This window comes from Fibrella musci, from assembly GCF_041321105.1.
GTDB classification, from domain to species: domain Bacteria; phylum Bacteroidota; class Bacteroidia; order Cytophagales; family Spirosomataceae; genus Fibrella; species Fibrella musci.
On sequence record NZ_JBGGWD010000002.1, the window covers coordinates 184,110 to 200,144 of the forward strand.

15 protein-coding genes are annotated in these 16,035 nt (G+C 37.3%); 11 read left to right on the forward strand and 4 right to left on the reverse strand.

The features are described from left to right. From ACAW74_RS06410 to ACAW74_RS06420, 3 genes are read left to right on the forward strand one after another with little or no spacing between them, the layout of a single operon-like run. On the forward strand, positions 1-1,536 hold the full coding sequence (locus ACAW74_RS06410; RefSeq protein WP_370697382.1) for a hypothetical protein: 1,536 nt from the start codon (positions 1-3) through the stop codon (positions 1,534-1,536). Between the two features lie 5 nt (positions 1,537-1,541). Further along, positions 1,542-3,212, forward strand: coding sequence for a hypothetical protein (locus tag ACAW74_RS06415; RefSeq protein WP_370697383.1), 1,671 nt, complete (start codon positions 1,542-1,544; stop codon positions 3,210-3,212). Next, a complete protein-coding gene (locus tag ACAW74_RS06420; RefSeq protein ID WP_370697384.1) occupies positions 3,209-4,249 on the forward strand; it encodes a DNA adenine methylase in 1,041 nt (346 codons plus the stop codon). The genes ACAW74_RS06415 and ACAW74_RS06420 overlap by 4 nt, the downstream gene beginning before the upstream one ends. Positions 4,250-4,533: 284 nt before the next feature. Here the strand turns inward: ACAW74_RS06420 and ACAW74_RS06425 are convergent, their stop codons facing one another. Beyond that, positions 4,534-5,562: a DNA-methyltransferase gene (locus ACAW74_RS06425; protein WP_370697385.1), complete on the reverse strand. Its 1,029-nt coding sequence runs from the start codon at positions 5,560-5,562 to the stop codon at positions 4,534-4,536. Positions 5,563-5,683: 121 nt separating this feature from the next. On the opposite strand from ACAW74_RS06425, the gene ACAW74_RS06430 reads away from it, so the two are divergent. From ACAW74_RS06430 to ACAW74_RS06455, 6 genes are all read left to right on the forward strand, one after another. Continuing rightward, positions 5,684-6,481: a helix-turn-helix domain-containing protein gene (locus ACAW74_RS06430; RefSeq protein ID WP_370697386.1), complete on the forward strand. Its 798-nt coding sequence runs from the start codon at positions 5,684-5,686 to the stop codon at positions 6,479-6,481. Positions 6,482-6,576: 95 nt separating this feature from the next. After that, positions 6,577-7,206: a hypothetical protein gene (locus tag ACAW74_RS06435; RefSeq protein ID WP_370697387.1), complete on the forward strand. Its 630-nt coding sequence runs from the start codon at positions 6,577-6,579 to the stop codon at positions 7,204-7,206. Next, a complete protein-coding gene (locus tag ACAW74_RS06440; RefSeq protein ID WP_370697388.1) occupies positions 7,193-7,645 on the forward strand; it encodes a hypothetical protein in 453 nt (150 codons plus the stop codon). The genes ACAW74_RS06435 and ACAW74_RS06440 overlap by 14 nt, the downstream gene beginning before the upstream one ends. Positions 7,646-7,981: 336 nt before the next feature. Next, a complete protein-coding gene (locus tag ACAW74_RS06445; RefSeq protein ID WP_370697389.1) occupies positions 7,982-8,296 on the forward strand; it encodes a helix-turn-helix domain-containing protein in 315 nt (104 codons plus the stop codon). Between the two features lie 345 nt (positions 8,297-8,641). Then, positions 8,642-9,589 (forward strand): hypothetical protein, encoded by a 948-nt coding sequence (locus tag ACAW74_RS06450; protein WP_370697390.1) that lies wholly within the window; start codon positions 8,642-8,644, stop codon positions 9,587-9,589. A 125-nt stretch (positions 9,590-9,714) separates the two neighbouring features. Next, positions 9,715-9,900, forward strand: a complete 186-nt coding sequence (locus tag ACAW74_RS06455; protein WP_370697391.1) for a hypothetical protein — start codon at positions 9,715-9,717, stop codon at positions 9,898-9,900. Positions 9,901-9,935: 35 nt separating this feature from the next. Here the strand turns inward: ACAW74_RS06455 and ACAW74_RS06460 are convergent, their stop codons facing one another. Further along, on the reverse strand, positions 9,936-10,166 hold the full coding sequence (locus ACAW74_RS06460) for a helix-turn-helix transcriptional regulator (RefSeq protein WP_370697392.1): 231 nt from the start codon (positions 10,164-10,166) through the stop codon (positions 9,936-9,938). Positions 10,167-10,301: 135 nt separating this feature from the next. On the opposite strand from ACAW74_RS06460, the gene ACAW74_RS06465 reads away from it, so the two are divergent. After that, positions 10,302-10,937: a hypothetical protein gene (locus ACAW74_RS06465; RefSeq protein ID WP_370697393.1), complete on the forward strand. Its 636-nt coding sequence runs from the start codon at positions 10,302-10,304 to the stop codon at positions 10,935-10,937. A gap of 66 nt (positions 10,938-11,003) precedes the next feature. On the opposite strand, the gene ACAW74_RS06470 is transcribed toward ACAW74_RS06465, so the two are convergent. Next, positions 11,004-12,302, reverse strand: coding sequence for a site-specific integrase (locus tag ACAW74_RS06470; protein WP_370697394.1), 1,299 nt, complete (start codon positions 12,300-12,302; stop codon positions 11,004-11,006). A 975-nt stretch (positions 12,303-13,277) separates the two neighbouring features. On the opposite strand from ACAW74_RS06470, the gene ACAW74_RS06475 reads away from it, so the two are divergent. Then, the gene (locus ACAW74_RS06475; RefSeq protein WP_370697395.1) at positions 13,278-14,585 is read left to right on the forward strand and encodes a DUF3472 domain-containing protein; all 1,308 of its coding nucleotides are present in this window, start codon (positions 13,278-13,280) and stop codon (positions 14,583-14,585) included. Between the two features lie 41 nt (positions 14,586-14,626). Here ACAW74_RS06475 and ACAW74_RS06480 read toward each other — a convergent pair whose 3' ends face one another. Then, positions 14,627-15,994 carry a glucoamylase family protein gene (locus ACAW74_RS06480; RefSeq protein ID WP_370697396.1) on the reverse strand — a complete coding sequence of 456 codons (1,368 nt, stop codon included), beginning with the start codon at positions 15,992-15,994 and terminating at the stop codon, positions 14,627-14,629. Positions 15,995-16,035: the final 41 nt, after the last annotated feature.

Sequence of the window (16,035 nt, forward strand, 5' to 3'; positions counted from 1 at the left end):
ATGGAACTTCAAACACTTTGGGAGAAATTAATCCCACGGAAACAAAATCTGGAAACTTTAAAACAAGACTTTGAAGAGGGCAGAGTACCCTTTTTGCCATATTTTATAATTAATGAGCTAAAAGCAAAAAGCAAAGTAAAAGAAAAGCTATCAAGAATAGATGGAGAAAGATTTGAAAGTAATTTGATAGCGTCTGAATATGGAAATGGGAAGACAAATTTTGTCAAATACTTGCAGCTATATTTCGAAACTTACAAGGAATATAATGTCGATGTTATATACAGCAGGATGGACGTTGATCAGCCCGACCTAATCTTATTCTTGTTAAAACAGATTCAAGATCATTCACTTGATAAATTGATAAACTCTATAAATTTCATTAAGAATGGCACGATAGAAATAAAAAAATACGCAAATGACTTTCAAGATGGATTCGCAGCAATAAGAGAATATTCAGAGAAACTTTTTAGTGTAAATAACTCGCCTGAGGACTTAAAGAGAATAATATATTTAGGCACAGGCACATTGTACACAAAGAAAAACTTTACAAATTATGGTATTCACCCTATAAGTAATTATAGCAGACGAGAAATATTAGTTCTATTTCTGAATATATTAGCAGAATCAAAAAACTATAATATATTCATAATCGATGAAATCGAAAAAGTTCAAGAAAAATCGAAGCTCAGGTTCAATCAATTTTTAACATCATACAGGGAATTGATAGACTTAGCTAGCACTATAAAGGGACATTACCTACTGACATGTTTTTCGAACGCTAGAGCTTCATATGTATTACAAGAAGCAAATGAAGCCTTGTTTACTAGAATAAGCTCAAGCATAATAGATTTAAGTGTAATTGAAAAGAATGAAGATCTAAAAGAGCTAATAAAATATTTATCAGAATTATTTGAAAAGCCATTAGGAAATTCTGACGTGGCAAGCATATTGACTCAGTTAACAAAAGCAAATTCCGTCAGAAACAGAGATTTGATTAGGAAAACTGTTGAATTAATAAAAGGCCTAGAACCAACAAGTACTTTAGAAGAAATGCTAAGCTCGTATGGCATTCAAGACCAATTTGAAAATACAAAACACATACTGGAAATAGAAGATTCTCTAAAATCCCTAACAAGATACTTTTTCGATCCTTTAGAGTATTATCTGGAAGACAATCGATTAGCAGAACCAGAAGATATTTCAAGGATAAGTAGATCATTCTATGAAAAAGCCGGAAACACATTACAGCATTTCGTTTTCGATGAAGTGATCGATATAGATATTATTCAAAAAAGAATTCAAGAAGCAATCTCAAGGTTAAATTTAAAACATATTTTGAACCTAAATGTGACGCTTTTTCTTCCAGAAAGACATGATGTAAGTAATAGTAATTTGAGTTTTGATGATAGATCATTCAAAATTATTGACTATGATCCGGAAAAGATGTTTGTACTACTAAACATGTACAGAGAAAACATTGATCTAAGAGATACTTTGAAAACTGTAATTGGCAAATACACACTCAATAACCTGTAATTGTTATGTTAATCAATAAAAGCAATATTTACAGTTTCAATTATAAAGTAGATTTTTTAAATCCTCTCAGCTTATTTCTAGGATTATTTCATGAAATAGCTGTAGCAACAATTGATGATTTTGATTATAGGGAATTGTTCACGCCAGATTTTATAATCAGCATTGGGTTGGATGTTGACTCAGACTTTACTTACGAGGACTTGTCATATTATGTTATAGAATATTACAATAAAGAAATCTTCAACATTATCAATTTAGATGAGACTAATATTTTATACGTATACAAGAATAGTAAAATATTGCTCACATATGTTCGTCCTGAAGGTGACAGCGAGAACTCAAAAAAAGCTGTCATAAACCTAATAAAGAAGGCAAATATATTTAGTTTGCTTTTATCAAAAGTTAGATCATTTAAGCTAAAAAATAATTTATCAAAATTAGGAAACATTAAGTTTTCAGATGAATTGTATTCGAAAGTATTTAACATAGAGAACAAAGCTGAGATTTCTTCTCCCATAATTGAATTTTCAACCTTAAATAGCAACTTGATAGAAGAGGATTTTATTGATGAAAATGACACACACATTAATAAAGCGAGAGTTTTAGAAAAATTTAATGTTGAGATTTCAAACCCTGATCAGATTACTATCGTTAAAGACAAAGCTAAATCAACAAAAAAAGTTATTGGCATAAAATATAATAATTTATTACTACCGTTTGAAACTTCAATTGAACAGTTTGTCAAACAAGATGAACTAATAAATTATTATTGGCTATCACTTAAAATAATATATCAAGAAAAAGTAACCCGTAAAAGCTATACAAGTAATGATCTCTTGAAATCATTCAAAGATGAACTGAGGAATTTGGAGTTCATACATTTAATGTCTCATCTTGAGAATAATCATAGTTTAAAGAAAACTTTTTCGATACAAGACCAGCATAAAAAATACTTTGAACTTGCCACTAAAATAGATAGGTTGAAGGAGATAGAACAGTTCAAGTTTTATATTACTAATGTTGAGGACGCTACAGCACTTGGCATCTATGTTGATCCTAAGTTTGGCAGTAGTTATAATTTGTTGCACTGGATTAAGAACGAAAGCAGGGCAAAAAAACTTAATCATTATAGGTCAATTAATCCTATTCCACTAGCGGTAGAGGAAGTTCAAGTTCTGAAACCTGAACTTGCATTTTATTTTATTGAAAGTTTTTTTGAAGATTTTTTTGAATATACATTAATTAATACAAGAAAAGAATACATTAGGAACTTCAAACTTTACTCCGAAACCAAAATAATAGGAGAATTCGATTTTCTAGTAAAATCTAAGAATAAGCTTATATTCATTGAGGTAAAAACCAAATTAACAGATTTTTACATCGATAAATTCATAAACACTTGCTCCGAACTACTTGAGCATATTGGACATTGGCCTGCGAATTTAAAAATCGAATTCTATTTATTTTCTGCGTTTAGTGATGACAGTTGTCTGACTAAAGAGTTTTTTATTAATAGAACAAAGAAAAAACCAAATTACAATAGTCAACGCTTAGGATTGAAATCAGTCCCTTACTATTTTACAATCCCTATTTTTAAACATCCCAAATTTGAACTAACTTGCATTGCAGAACCTGAATTTAAGAAGCTTAAGAAACTTGTTAATAATTTGTTATGAAATTGAACACTCCGACTACTCGGTATTCGGGCTCAAAGCGTAAACTAGTAAACAAAATTTGGCAAGTAATTGACTCCTTAGGTTTAGAATTTACCTCTGTATTAGATGTATTTGGAGGAACAGGTTCTTTTGCTTACCACGCCAAAAGGCATGGAAAGCAAGTAATCTATAACGATATATTTAAGTTTAACTATCTGATTGGGCAAGCGCTGATTGAAAACGATACCGTTGAGTTGACTTTGGATGAATTAAGAAATTTATTTAATCATAATTATTGTGTTAACTACGACAATATTATTGAAACTAATTATAAAGGAATCTATTATACCGATGAAGAAAATAAGCAAATTGATATTTTAGTAAAAAATATTCAAAATTTAGATTCAGATAGCAAGCGTGCAAGTGCCTATTATCTTCTATTTCAGTCTTGTCTCATCAAACGCCCCTACAATCTTTTTCACCGTAAAAATCTCAATTTAAGAGTAAACTTTAATGGTGGTAGATTTGGTAATAAAACTTCTTGGGAAACAACTTTTTCTGAATTATTTGAAAGGTTTTATAAGGAACTGATACAATATTGTTTTAGTAACTCACAGGAAAATTATGCTATTAATCAATCAGCACTAGACTGTGATGCTCATGCAGAACTAGTTTATATAGACCCTCCATATTTTAACGATAATACTCACGTTACTTACCATTCAAGGTACCACTTTCTTGAAGGCCTAGCTAATTACGAAATTTTAGAGGCAAATATAAATCATTCTAAACGTAACAAGGAAGTTGAAATTAACAATAATAATGATTTTGAAAATAAGCATGAATTTCTAAACAACTTATCTGCCTTAATTCTTAATCATAATCAGTCCATAATTGCTCTATCCTACAGAGGTAATGGCTTTCCTCACATTTTATCAATCAAAGAGGTTGTAGAGCAATATAAACATACTGTTGAAGTTGTTGATTTGGGCAATTACAGTTACGCTTTAAATAGGAACAATAACTTAAATAATGAGTATTTAATTATTGGATATTGATGTGTTTGAACAAGACAATAATGACTTGGGAGCAAAATTTGGAGGTTTTCAGCCATTTCCATATAGTATAGCAAACATTGAAACAAAGTAGGTGATAGAGTAGATCCAGCTACTAATATAGCCCTAACAGTCTAAAAATCAGGCCATTAGAGATTATTTCTTTACAGGGTATACGTATTAGTGTATTGTATTACGCCCAACACTGAAAAGTGAAGCCCTGACTAAAGTGCTAGGGCTTCAACTATACCGGTAGTCAGATACAGAACTTGAAGATGAACAGTTAGCTATAACAGTGTTAGAGATAGTTGATCTGGCACATTGTAAGTACGTAAATCGACCATCTGGTTTTCTAGAATTAAGTTATAGGGATGTCCGGCCGCGTTCGTACCGGGCTTAGGCTTAGGGAGAAAACGAAAAGAGGATGCGGCAACATATTGTAAATCTGCATCACAAGACAGCCAACGTCTTCCAAGGGATTCAGCCACTTCCCCGGTAGTGTTGCTCCCCGCAAATATGTCCATCACAAGGTCACCGGGCTCTGTTAAATATTTTATAAAGAACTCCGGTAAGCCTTTAGGGAATCGGGCTGGATGGCTCTTGACACCAAACTCTTTACAGCTCGCTGTATAATGGCCTCCAGATTCACTGTTTGGTATCTGCAACAAATTAGACGGGATTGCTCCTCCGTTATCGTTACCAAAGCTTTTCCCGATGTCATGACCAGATGGTCGTTTCTTTGGGTCGTAGTACTTCTCAGGATCTTGCAGGAGCTTTTTCATACGCTCACTGTACTCGGTAAGCACTTTACTAACATTTGCTTTAGGCCATTCGGTTTTACTGAACCACCAGATATTATTTACGGAATCCTTCGCACGAATCTTTCGCTTGTTGACCCACTCAATAGGACTTGGAAGTTTTGAGCTATTAAACCAATAGAAATCCTCGGCTAAGAAGTAACCCAAATCGTCACAAAAGTGAATTGGCACCCTAAATGGATACAAACTTCTTGTGGGTGACCCTTTTTGATAGGCTCCACCAATATCCATCACTAGGCTACCAGTACTTTTAAGTTTTGGCAATGCTGCTAATGCGAAAGAACCCAACCAAGAAACATATTCAGCCTGATCCTCATTCCCATATTCCTTCTTTCGAAGTAGTGCAAAGGGCGGACTAGTCATTATCAAGTCGACACTTTCGTCTGGCAGTGTCGCCAATAGATCCCTAGAATCACCAAAAAAGGCGGCACCCTTCTCTGTGATGTAGGATGGAAGCTGCCCTACAAGAGTTCTACTAAAATGCTCGTTAACAGTCATGTACTTGTTTTACGTCTGCTTAGTTCAGTTCAAATATAATGAATCAATAGCAATTTACTGAAAATATTCAGTGGAACTAGAAGAGTGGGTCCGGCAATTTTGGTAAAATTTCCTATGCCGAATGAATAGTCAAAGCAACTCTGATACGCTCAAAATCTTTGCTACAAATTTACTACGATTACGAAAAGAGCGTGGCCTTACCCAAGAAGCCCTAGCACACATGGCTGGATTAGATAAGTCCCATATAGGATATATCGAGCAGCTTCGGCATACACCGACCCTTGATACTGCAACCAATATTGCAAAAGCACTGAATGTGCCTATTTCAGAACTTTTCAATTTACAAGCAGGAGAAACAGGAGACGACATAGAGTTAGCAAGACTAAATGCATTATTACCACACGTTCGTAGATATCAAGAATTGGCAGACGAGTATGGTATTGATGACGTTTTTCAAGATAATGGGGGTAAGCTTTTACAAACCTTAATTCTAACAGGCTTACAGAACATGTCTGGTCGAGAAGGTAATGATGCAGTTGATAATCAAGGTCAAGAATGGGAGTTGAAAACAGTAAATGCTAAAAAGGTAAAAAGCTTTTCAACACATCACCATCTAACTGTTGAGATACTTGCGAAATACAGAAAAGCGAAATGGCTCTTCAGTGTGTATGAAGGAATTGAAGTAGTTGAAATTTGGATAGTAGAACCGGATCAATTAGAAGGTTTTTTCACAAAGTGTGAACAATCTTTATCAAATAAGCAAAAGAGTATGAGCAGTGGACTTGCCCATATCAACAATCCTAAAATTCCGCTTAAGGATGTAAGATTATTTGGTAAACTGTATTACAGAGATAGACAAGATGATAAAATACGCCCAACGCAAAAATTAGCCTCTTTTAAAAATAAGTACTCAAAATAATAATATTTTATTACCAACAAACCTGCATGATCACAATTTAACTCATATCTTTTATGGGTTATTTTTTTGTAAATTCTTATTAAAATTAAAAAATCATGCATTCTGACATTAAAACTCAATTCCTGCTTGAGGTACAACAATCCTATCTATCATATTTAAGTATAAAGAAAAATATGCATATGGGGGACAGTACTGATTTAAGGAAAGCTATGGAATGCGCAACTCCGATGTATCATTTTGGCGAACACCTAGCAGATTATTTATCAAAAGATTTTAATAAAGAATTTAACGAAGAAATAAAACGAGACTGTTCAGACTATTCACTTTTGAAAGATGTGGTTAATGTGCATAAGCACAGAAAAATTAATAGAGGGAAAATTTCATTATCCAATATCAATCAAGTACAAGAAGTACTGTGCATTATTGAGTTTAAGGATTTTATTGGAAAATATACAGAAGCAGAAAAAATGATATTATTGACTTTAGATGATGGCAGAGAAAGGGATTTACTCGAAGTTTTGACTAATGTTATTAATAACTATTACACCTTGATGGTTAAATATAAAATATTAAAAGAACCAAAACATTTTAAATATAATAGAGACGTAATTATCCCGCGTGCCAACGATCATAACGGCATAGCAAAAATGAATCTCTTTGCCACATCAGGCACAAAACCAACCTTTACATTTAGAATGGAAAAATATAATTATGAAAAAAAATAAAATAGAACCCATCGAAAACGAATATGAAATAACTGGAAAACTTTTAAATAAAGAAAACAATAGAGAAACTAAAGTGAAGTTGAAACTTACACAGGATGAATACAATCAATATACTTCCATTCATGATAAAGATGTTAGCACTAAATTCATAGAAAATTTAATTCAGCAAAAAAACTTAATTAAAAAATCATTAAAAGAACAGAAAATTAATTTATTTGGATCTGAAAAATTCAGCAACAAGGTCAAGGCTTGGATAAGTAATAAAAATGAAACAATAGAAACGATATTTGATTTATCAAATGACGAAGTAGATTTTTGCGAGAAATTATCTACAGAAGAAGAAAAAAAAGATTACATCAGAAATTTAGCTTTACAAAAAGGCATTATGAATAAATTACATGAAGAGGGTGCCAAAAAATGGCCCGAATTTTATCTATGAATTTTTAATAAAACAGTTACTAATACAATAAGTAGGGCCATTAAAAGATAAAGTCTATATACTTTATTAACTAGCTCAATATTTTTAATTAAAAATTTTCATAAGAATTATTTCGAACAAAACAAATTTATAGTCATTTATTTTTTGTTCAATAATTAACAAAATGTAAGATTATAAATTTGAAAAAGTATAAATTATCAGAATATTATATTGCAAAAATAGATATAATCAAAATAATGCTATATGTGACCTAATACACAAAAAAGATACAATTACAATTAAGCGAACTTTTTGACATAGGCTCAAGTTTGCCATTTACACTAACACAAAGAAAATATGTCTCAAAAAATTACACAGATGGTCGTTGAAAATTGTGATTCTCAATTCCTAATTAATCAAATAAAGCAGACAGTTATTGATGAAGTTAATCGCATCATGTCGAGTTCAAAAAATGTTGGTAGTCAAGATAAATTATTCTCACGACAACAAACAGCAAAATATTTCGACATTTCCATGACTACATTACATGATTGGACTAACAAAGGAATTTTACAGGCTCACAGTATCGGAGGTAAAGTTTTTTACAAACAGTCATCAATAGAATCAGCAATTAGACCAACTAAACCCTACACATGTAAAAAAAAGAAATAAATTCCTTCTCACATTTTAAAAAAATCAATACAGAAAATTTATGAATAGAAGAATAAGAAAAATAAATACTCAAGAATATGAACTTTTACGCAATGAAATTAGATCACTAAAGGAATATCTTAAAATACACCTTCAAAGTTTATCAACATCTGCCCAAGCGTCATACAATAAGACATATTCAAATGATCAAATAAATAGCATGATAGATTTACATGAATCAGTAAGAGAATTAATAATTATAATAGATATCCTACTTGACGTCTATTACAAATAATTTTACTCAGCAAAAACCAATTGAATATAATATTCAAAATAACAAGAACAAAAAAGTTTAAAATTACGCGCATGTTAGATACAATAAGAATAATTTACAGTTGGAAAAATTTCACAGAAAAGGAAGTAACTGACGCCTTTTTAAAAGACAATTACTATCCAAAAATTAAAACTACACTTAGGACTGAAATGGAACTTATGAACCAATCTACCGAAGTAATTGAAGGGAATTTCAACGGTTTCAAATTCTGGTCAAACTATTATGGCATATGTATGGAAGGAAGTCTTTGGAAATTTTATCATGGTAATAATGATAAAGAATTTACAAACGATCAAATAAAATTAGCATTTGAGAAATTACAATCTCGAATACCGACAATTGATTGGAGTGACGCACACTTTACAAAACTAGAGTTTGGCTTAAATTTTGTTTTAAAGAATTCAGCAGATGTCTACTGCTCATTTATAATGGGTAAAAAGGGCAAAAAGAAAACTATAGTTTCGGGCAAATCAATATCAGTGGCAATTGGAAACACTAACAATCAAATGTCTTTCTACAATAAATCTGTAGAAAGTAACAATGAATCAGGCGAAAATATTCTAAGAATTGAGAAAAAGACGAATTCAGAATCTTTTAGAAAAAAACATTTTCATTCCAAAAGCCCAAAATTGTCTTACCTAATTAATAACCTAAATTTATTGTACAAAATATGGTATGATGATTACGTAAGTATTGAAAAAGATTACAGCCCTGTAATGAAGAACATTTACTCTTTCAACGACTTACAAAATTCTGGAATCACTAACTTAGGTTATAATATTTGTAAGCAAACAATCAAATCTAGTTACAATGCAGGTACTTTAAGCAAAAATAAATTTAACTATTGCAACAGGAAACTAGCTGAATTAATGAAAACATCAAAAGTCAATTCTCCTGAAAATCATCCACTTGTTGAACTAGATCAAAAAGTTATGAATTATATTTTGTCGATAAACGGTGAAATAAATTTGGAAGATTAGTAGATAATATAGGTTATTTTCAGGCAGATTTCTGGAGAAGGTATAATTGTTTTTTTCATCATTCATTTGTAATGTGAAGAATCAATTATACCTTTATGATTTGTTACAAAATCTAAATTAAAACTATGGCCTTGAAATTAATACTTCAAAAAAACGAGTTAGTCAAAGATACATTATTAAGCATTTTAGCAGAAATAGATCAGCATAATATTTCTAGCAAAAAATCAACAGAAATAAAGGTAGCAATATTTAAAATACTTTCAATTAGTGAAGAAATAGATGAATCATTGATTTCATTAATTGACGACTAATCTCATTGTATTAAACTATTCAGAAAAAATATCTATCATAGATTATTTATCTCGAAGCTTAAAAGTTCAGGTACTGAAACTTTAAGAGCAAGTGCTATTTCATAGAGATAATAGATAGAAGGATTTACTTTGCCGTTTTCAAGCCTCTCTATAGACTGTCGATCTTTTTCGGTTGCGCGAGCAAGATCAGACTGCGACCATCCCTTTACGGTACGGATGCGTACTATATTTCTCCCAAGGTGTATCAGGTAAGTTTGCTTGTCCATTGCTAACGCGCAAGGCCAAGTTGCTTACCTTATAAAAAATAGATGTCATCGGATTTGTTGACACGGGTAATAACCGTTAGATTTATTGACTACAAGGCAATATCTTTTCATATTATCTCCACAACATCCAATACGATGCATAAGATACTTTTAACTGGCATTAGTTTGTTAGCTACTGTGATTGCGCCAGTATACGCTCAGAGAAAATCATCCTCAAACGATTCTTTCACTCAAACTTTAAAAAATCTACAAAGGATAGAAGCGCAAAATAGGTTAGTCAAAATTCAGAAAGCTCCCTCCGTTGACAAACTAATTTTACTTACAACAGTGGACTTTGGTAAAGCTGAAGCTATTCTTTCAAAGGAAGGCTGGCAGTTTACTGGAACAGATAGTTCAGGTACAGATGTAGAGTTTGCTTACAATTTAGTTGGAAGAAATCCTTGGTATACTTTAACTATTCCTACTAATGAAAAATTCACGATATTTACATTTGACGAAAAGGGTATACATGACAAGTTATTAACGCAGCTAGGCTCAACAGGATTTAAATTTTTGTCTACCAGTATTAGTAACAATAAATCAATAATAAAACTGTATGCCAAACGAATAAAAGACAGTTTTATCACTGCGACTTTAGTTACAAATAACCCAAATGATAGAACCTCTATAAGCAGTGATTATTTCTTTACAATTGCCTTCAAGTCATCTTACGATGAGGAAAGAAGTAAAAAGATGCAAGTTGTAATTGATCGTTTATTTTCAAGCGAGTAAAATAATGCCAAAGACTGAGTTGTAAATAATAAACAATTTTAAAAGACAATAAAATTCTAATAATTTTCATAAATCCTTTACCTGAGTAACAAATTTATCCCAATATCTGGCCATTACTTTTGCGTGCTGCTCTTCATCAAGTTTTATATACTTCATGAAAGATCTTTCAGTTTTATGTCCGGTAATCTTCATGATTGTCATAGCAGGAATACCCATTAAATACATGTTTGTAGCAAATGATCTCCTTGCTGTGTGGGTACTAACTAATTCCCATTTTTCAAATGATTTGGTAACTCTCTTACCAGCTTTCGTCTGTGACTTGGTTTCTATACTATTGATACTAGCCATTTTGCAAACCTCTTTAAGGTAATCGTTCATCTTCTGATTACTTATACTCCGAGGCAATTTACCATCGTATTTTCTTAACATATCAAGAACAACTTCATGACATGGTATAACTACTTTCCCTGAATTTTTTTGTTGCTCTATTCGAATCATTCCATTTTTAATATATTCAGGACGTAAGTTGGTTAAATCTGAAAACCTTAAGCCTGTATAACATCCAACCAGAAAAAGATCTCTTACCTTTTCTAATCGCTCAGACTTAGATAAATCTGTATTCAATAATTGTCGTAATTCTGATTCATTTAGATAAATATCATCAGCATCTTCTTTTACCACTTTAAATTTACGACTTCGGTAATCTTGTCTAACTTGAATTCCTCTAGAGGATGCATCGTTCAAAAATACCTTTAATGTTTGTAGATACTTACCTACATTATTGGTTGCGAATTCCTTTGTAACTGTCAAATAAGTAGTGAATGCATCATAGAAATCTAAATCGATAGTGTCAAAGTCAACTCTATTGCTATAAACAGTTGAAAATTCCTTTAGCACTTTAAGTACCGTTTCATATTTCTGTATTGTACGCTTTTGTATATGCTTACCTGTTTCTATATTGACCCTTCTAGGCGCTGCTGCAATGAAATCCGCAATGAAGCTGAATAGAGCAGACTCTTTTCCTTTAATATTTACCTCCTCTACAGGTCTAATAGCCTCTTTGATTCGAAGCTTAACGCTATCTACATTTAATTCTGTACGACTAGCTTTTAAATCAGTAATGATACGTTTGATAATTGTTTCTGTAGAATCTAACCAGTCGTTAATTGCATGCCTATCAATGGCAGCAACGTAGTTTCCAACACGTTCCAGAACAGGTTTCCAGTATTCAGGTGTCACTTTGAATCCAGTGCCTATGTTGATACGGTGATTGTTGAAACGAACTACACATGTTATAGGCGTTGGTTTAGTCGCCTTTGGGTCGCGTAACATGTACGTAACAGGCGAGTTTGATGAACGTGGCATAGTTATAAGTCAGATTTTTGTTGTTAACCAAAGATAGTTCATGAATACTGGTGTACGGAATGGTGTACGGTATTTCTTTACTTATCCTTATTAAAGCTTACTTATCTTAACTATAAATAACGTGCATTTCTACATTAAACGACAGGTTTACAGGCTTTTTATCCGTTTTTAGCCCGTAAAGCTAAAGTAGAAATAAAGTAGGTGATAGTCCAGCTCCCGCTACTAAGGAGGCCCTGACAGATTCTGTCAGGGCCTTTTCTTTTTTAGGTTTGGCCGATCGGAAGCGCACTACGTGAGCTGATGCGATCCGGCTAGTCGGCGAAAAACGAGTGCACCATTACCAGATTTGTACCGAGTGAGCGGGGTCAACGTCCTGCCTGGCCTTCAGACGGCCCATAATCGCTATCAGCTGACTTATTTTCAACGTCGTCTCATGCGATGCCGGATCGCCTTATCCGATAAGTCGTGGTCTTGAGGCGAATTAGTTTGCCTTCTAGACAACTTGCTGCGTCGGCTGCCCACGCCGTGAAGGATTCAGGAAGAAAGACCAGTTGCTGTTGAACCGACGCTACTAGCCATGATTGTGATCGTTTTGTCGATTGATCAGGCAGATTCCACGATTTTTTTCGATTCCATGCAAACGATTGCGCAGGGTAGTACAAACGGTTGCACACCCAGAAAGCCCGTTTTTTATCCCGTCGATGAAAACCGAACCCTTTACTTCCGGTGCTGGCATTAATAGGTTTAGGTGTTCGTTCGGAGCGTTGCTATCAACGAAACGATTATCCGACGTTCATAAACCCTGTTTGTGATGCGCTCAACAACTCGACGTACTTCCCTAAAATCGCTGCGTTGAGCCGTGACACCATGCCGTTGCATCCCGCTCTGATCGCCTTTTCGCTATTGGCAAGTCAATCCCAGACGCCGGCAACCGATTCCGTTGGGTTTATTGCCAGCACTCTTCATCTACCGTCTATGTCTTTTCTAATCCGGAGTTATCTCCTAAGTCTGCTTCTCGCCAGCCAGCCAATGCCCGCCACGCCGCTCGTTCCCGTTGTACCTGCCCCAGTTGTGTTGCCGGTTCCGCTGGGCGGCAATAGCTGGGTAACAAGCTCGGCAGAAAACGGGCCTTCGATCACGCAGGAAGGCTTAACCAACTGGACCACTGCGGCGAGCCGGGTGACTACCTACGTTCGCTTTGACCGGACAGGTACGTTGGCCTTGTCGGCGCTGCTGCGTGTTCCGGCAGGCAAGAGTCGGCTTCGGGTTACGCTGCTGGGGCAGTCGAAAGAGGTTGAGGTAGAGGGGCAGTCCTTCAGCAGTAGGCCGTTGGGGCAGTGGATCATCCCGCAGGCTGGGTACGTTCCCATCGTGCTGGAGGGTATCAGCAAGACGGGGGCCGTCTACGCGGACGTTAGCGAGCTAGGCGTCAGCGGCGATGCCGTCGACGAACGTACCTGCTTTGTCCGCAACAACGAAGGCAATTTTTTCTACTGGGGGCGGCGGGGGCCTTCGGTGCATCTGCGTTACCCAATTCCAGACGGCGTCGACGCGGAGTGGTTCTATAACGAAGTCACCGTACCGAAAGGCAACGATGTCATTGGTTCGTACTTCATGGCCAATGGGTTCGGCGAAGGGTACTTCGGGATGCAGGTCAACTCCCCCACCGAGCGCCGGATTTTGTTTTCGGTCTGGAGCCCATTTCAAACCGACGATCCCAGTAAAATTCCCGCCGACCAGAAAATCCTGCTCGCCCGAAAAGGCACCGATGTCACGACCAACGACTTCGGCAACGAAGGATCTGGCGGGCAGAGTTACCTGCGCTATAACTGGCAAGCCGGACAGACGTACCAGTTCCTGCTGCATGGCCAGCCTGTAGACGGCGGTTATACGCAGTACACGGCCTATTTCAAACCGGCCAGCGAACCAATTTGGCGGCTCATCGCCAGCTTCAAACGGCCCAAAACCAATACGTACCTGAAGTCGCTGTACTCCTTTCTCGAAAACTTTACGCCCGAAACGGGTAACCTTCAGCGCGAAGTTAAGTTTGGTAACCAGTGGGTACGTGGTACCGACGGCCAGTGGCACGAGCTAACCGATGCTCAGTTTACGGCCGATAACACAGCCCGGAAAACCTACCGGATGGACTACGCAGGCGGTCTACAACAAAACCAGTTTTTTCTCCGCAACTGCGGTTTCTTCTCCACGTACACCCCCATCAGCACGTCCTTTTCGCGACCGCCCCAACGCAGGCCGCCCACCATTGATCTGAACAAACTGTAATATACACTCCTGCAGTTTGGTGAACGGGTTTCACTCGCGTCTCACTTCAGCCAGCCGCCGGTAAATCCGGCGCGGGCGAGGCCACGGCGGATGTGCGGGTTCCGCTTCATCAGGTTCCAGACGAAATCGGTGCGGGCGTTCTCGGCCATAAGCAGAATCGGCCCCTGATCGATGCCGAGATAATCTATATCAAACCAGCCGTTGGTGGTCGGGCCGTTGGCGTAGGCCGATGGATACCGATAGGTCGGGTTGAACGCGTCGCGGAATCCATAGGGGCCGTATAACTGACGGCCGTATTTTGCTTTCATCGCCCGTAACGCAGGCAGGCAGATTTCCGGGGCAAACGGCAGGGAACCACCGGCCGCCGTAGGGGCTATAGTACCATCATCGACCACCTGCTGAATAGCCGCCCCCCGCGCCCGGTAGGAGAAGAATGCCTTGCCCACCACGGTAGTGTCTTTCGGGCCGTCGCAGGCCGTCAGTCCCCAGATGGTGGCGCTGTAGTCCTGCCAGCCAGCGGGATTGCTTAGGCAATAGGCGCGGTTGGCGTAGGTAGCCCGACGCGAGTTTTCGGCGTAATCGAATCCTTTCGACCGCATGTAGTTATCGCGAATACCGCGGAAGTCGATCCAGACGTGCGAATACTGATGGCCAAACAGCGGGTCGAAGTTGACGTGCGGCTTTTGTCCAAACGGCGCGGCCCAGTCGTAGGTTTTCACCCAGGCAGGCCACACTTCAGGGCCAACCGGGTGGGTCGGAGAGCCAAGCGCCAGCACGTAGAGCAGCATAGCCTCGTTGTAGCCCTTCCAGTCACTAGTGATAAATCCTTTTTCGGGGTGCCAGCCCATCGACACAAATGGCTTGTTGTGCTGGAACCAGGTCCAGTCGACACGGCCGTAGATCTGCTCGGCCAGCTTCCGGATTTCCGCTTCGACGGAGTTATTTCGATCGAAATAAGTCTGACTGCTCAAGATACCGCCCAGCAGCAGCGCCGTATCGATCGTCGACAACTCGACCTGTTTGAAGCGTTCGCCGGTCTTCATGTCCAGAAAATGATAGAAGAACCCTTTATAGCCCGCCACGCCGGTGGGTTTGTCGGATTGAGGGGCCTGCGCAAAGAAACGGAGTGTCTGCCGGGTACGTTCGGCGGCCTGCTCACGGGTAACGTACCCACGCTCGACGCCAACCAGATACGAGGTCAGGCCAAAGCCAACGGCTGCGATACTGGCGAACGAGGGCGTTGGAGCCCGGTCGGGAACAAGTCCGTTGGCGGGGTTGGCCGTTTCCCAGAAATACCGAAAGGTATCGCGCTGCAAGCTATCCAGAAACGCGTTGTCGGCTTTGGTAAAAGTATATGGCTGTGCGAATCCGACGCTAACCGTCAGAAAGAAGAGAACAAGAATCCGCATGAGGCAAGAGGAAGTTGGCTAGTTGTGGGATTGAATCGGTT

Coding starts and splice junctions, on each gene's coding strand:
- ACAW74_RS06410 (WP_370697382.1), top strand. CDS start 1: ATGGAACTTCAAACACTTTGGGAGAAATTAATCCCACGGAAACAAAAT.
- ACAW74_RS06415 (WP_370697383.1), top strand. CDS start 1,542: ATGTTAATCAATAAAAGCAATATTTACAGTTTCAATTATAAAGTAGAT.
- ACAW74_RS06420 (WP_370697384.1), top strand. CDS start 3,209: ATGAAATTGAACACTCCGACTACTCGGTATTCGGGCTCAAAGCGTAAA.
- ACAW74_RS06425 (WP_370697385.1), bottom strand. CDS start 5,562: ATGACTGTTAACGAGCATTTTAGTAGAACTCTTGTAGGGCAGCTTCCA.
- ACAW74_RS06430 (WP_370697386.1), top strand. CDS start 5,684: ATGAATAGTCAAAGCAACTCTGATACGCTCAAAATCTTTGCTACAAAT.
- ACAW74_RS06435 (WP_370697387.1), top strand. CDS start 6,577: ATGCATTCTGACATTAAAACTCAATTCCTGCTTGAGGTACAACAATCC.
- ACAW74_RS06440 (WP_370697388.1), top strand. CDS start 7,193: ATGAAAAAAAATAAAATAGAACCCATCGAAAACGAATATGAAATAACT.
- ACAW74_RS06445 (WP_370697389.1), top strand. CDS start 7,982: ATGTCTCAAAAAATTACACAGATGGTCGTTGAAAATTGTGATTCTCAA.
- ACAW74_RS06450 (WP_370697390.1), top strand. CDS start 8,642: ATGTTAGATACAATAAGAATAATTTACAGTTGGAAAAATTTCACAGAA.
- ACAW74_RS06455 (WP_370697391.1), top strand. CDS start 9,715: ATGGCCTTGAAATTAATACTTCAAAAAAACGAGTTAGTCAAAGATACA.
- ACAW74_RS06460 (WP_370697392.1), bottom strand. CDS start 10,166: ATGGACAAGCAAACTTACCTGATACACCTTGGGAGAAATATAGTACGC.
- ACAW74_RS06465 (WP_370697393.1), top strand. CDS start 10,302: ATGCATAAGATACTTTTAACTGGCATTAGTTTGTTAGCTACTGTGATT.
- ACAW74_RS06470 (WP_370697394.1), bottom strand. CDS start 12,302: ATGCCACGTTCATCAAACTCGCCTGTTACGTACATGTTACGCGACCCA.
- ACAW74_RS06475 (WP_370697395.1), top strand. CDS start 13,278: ATGTCTTTTCTAATCCGGAGTTATCTCCTAAGTCTGCTTCTCGCCAGC.
- ACAW74_RS06480 (WP_370697396.1), bottom strand. CDS start 15,994: ATGCGGATTCTTGTTCTCTTCTTTCTGACGGTTAGCGTCGGATTCGCA.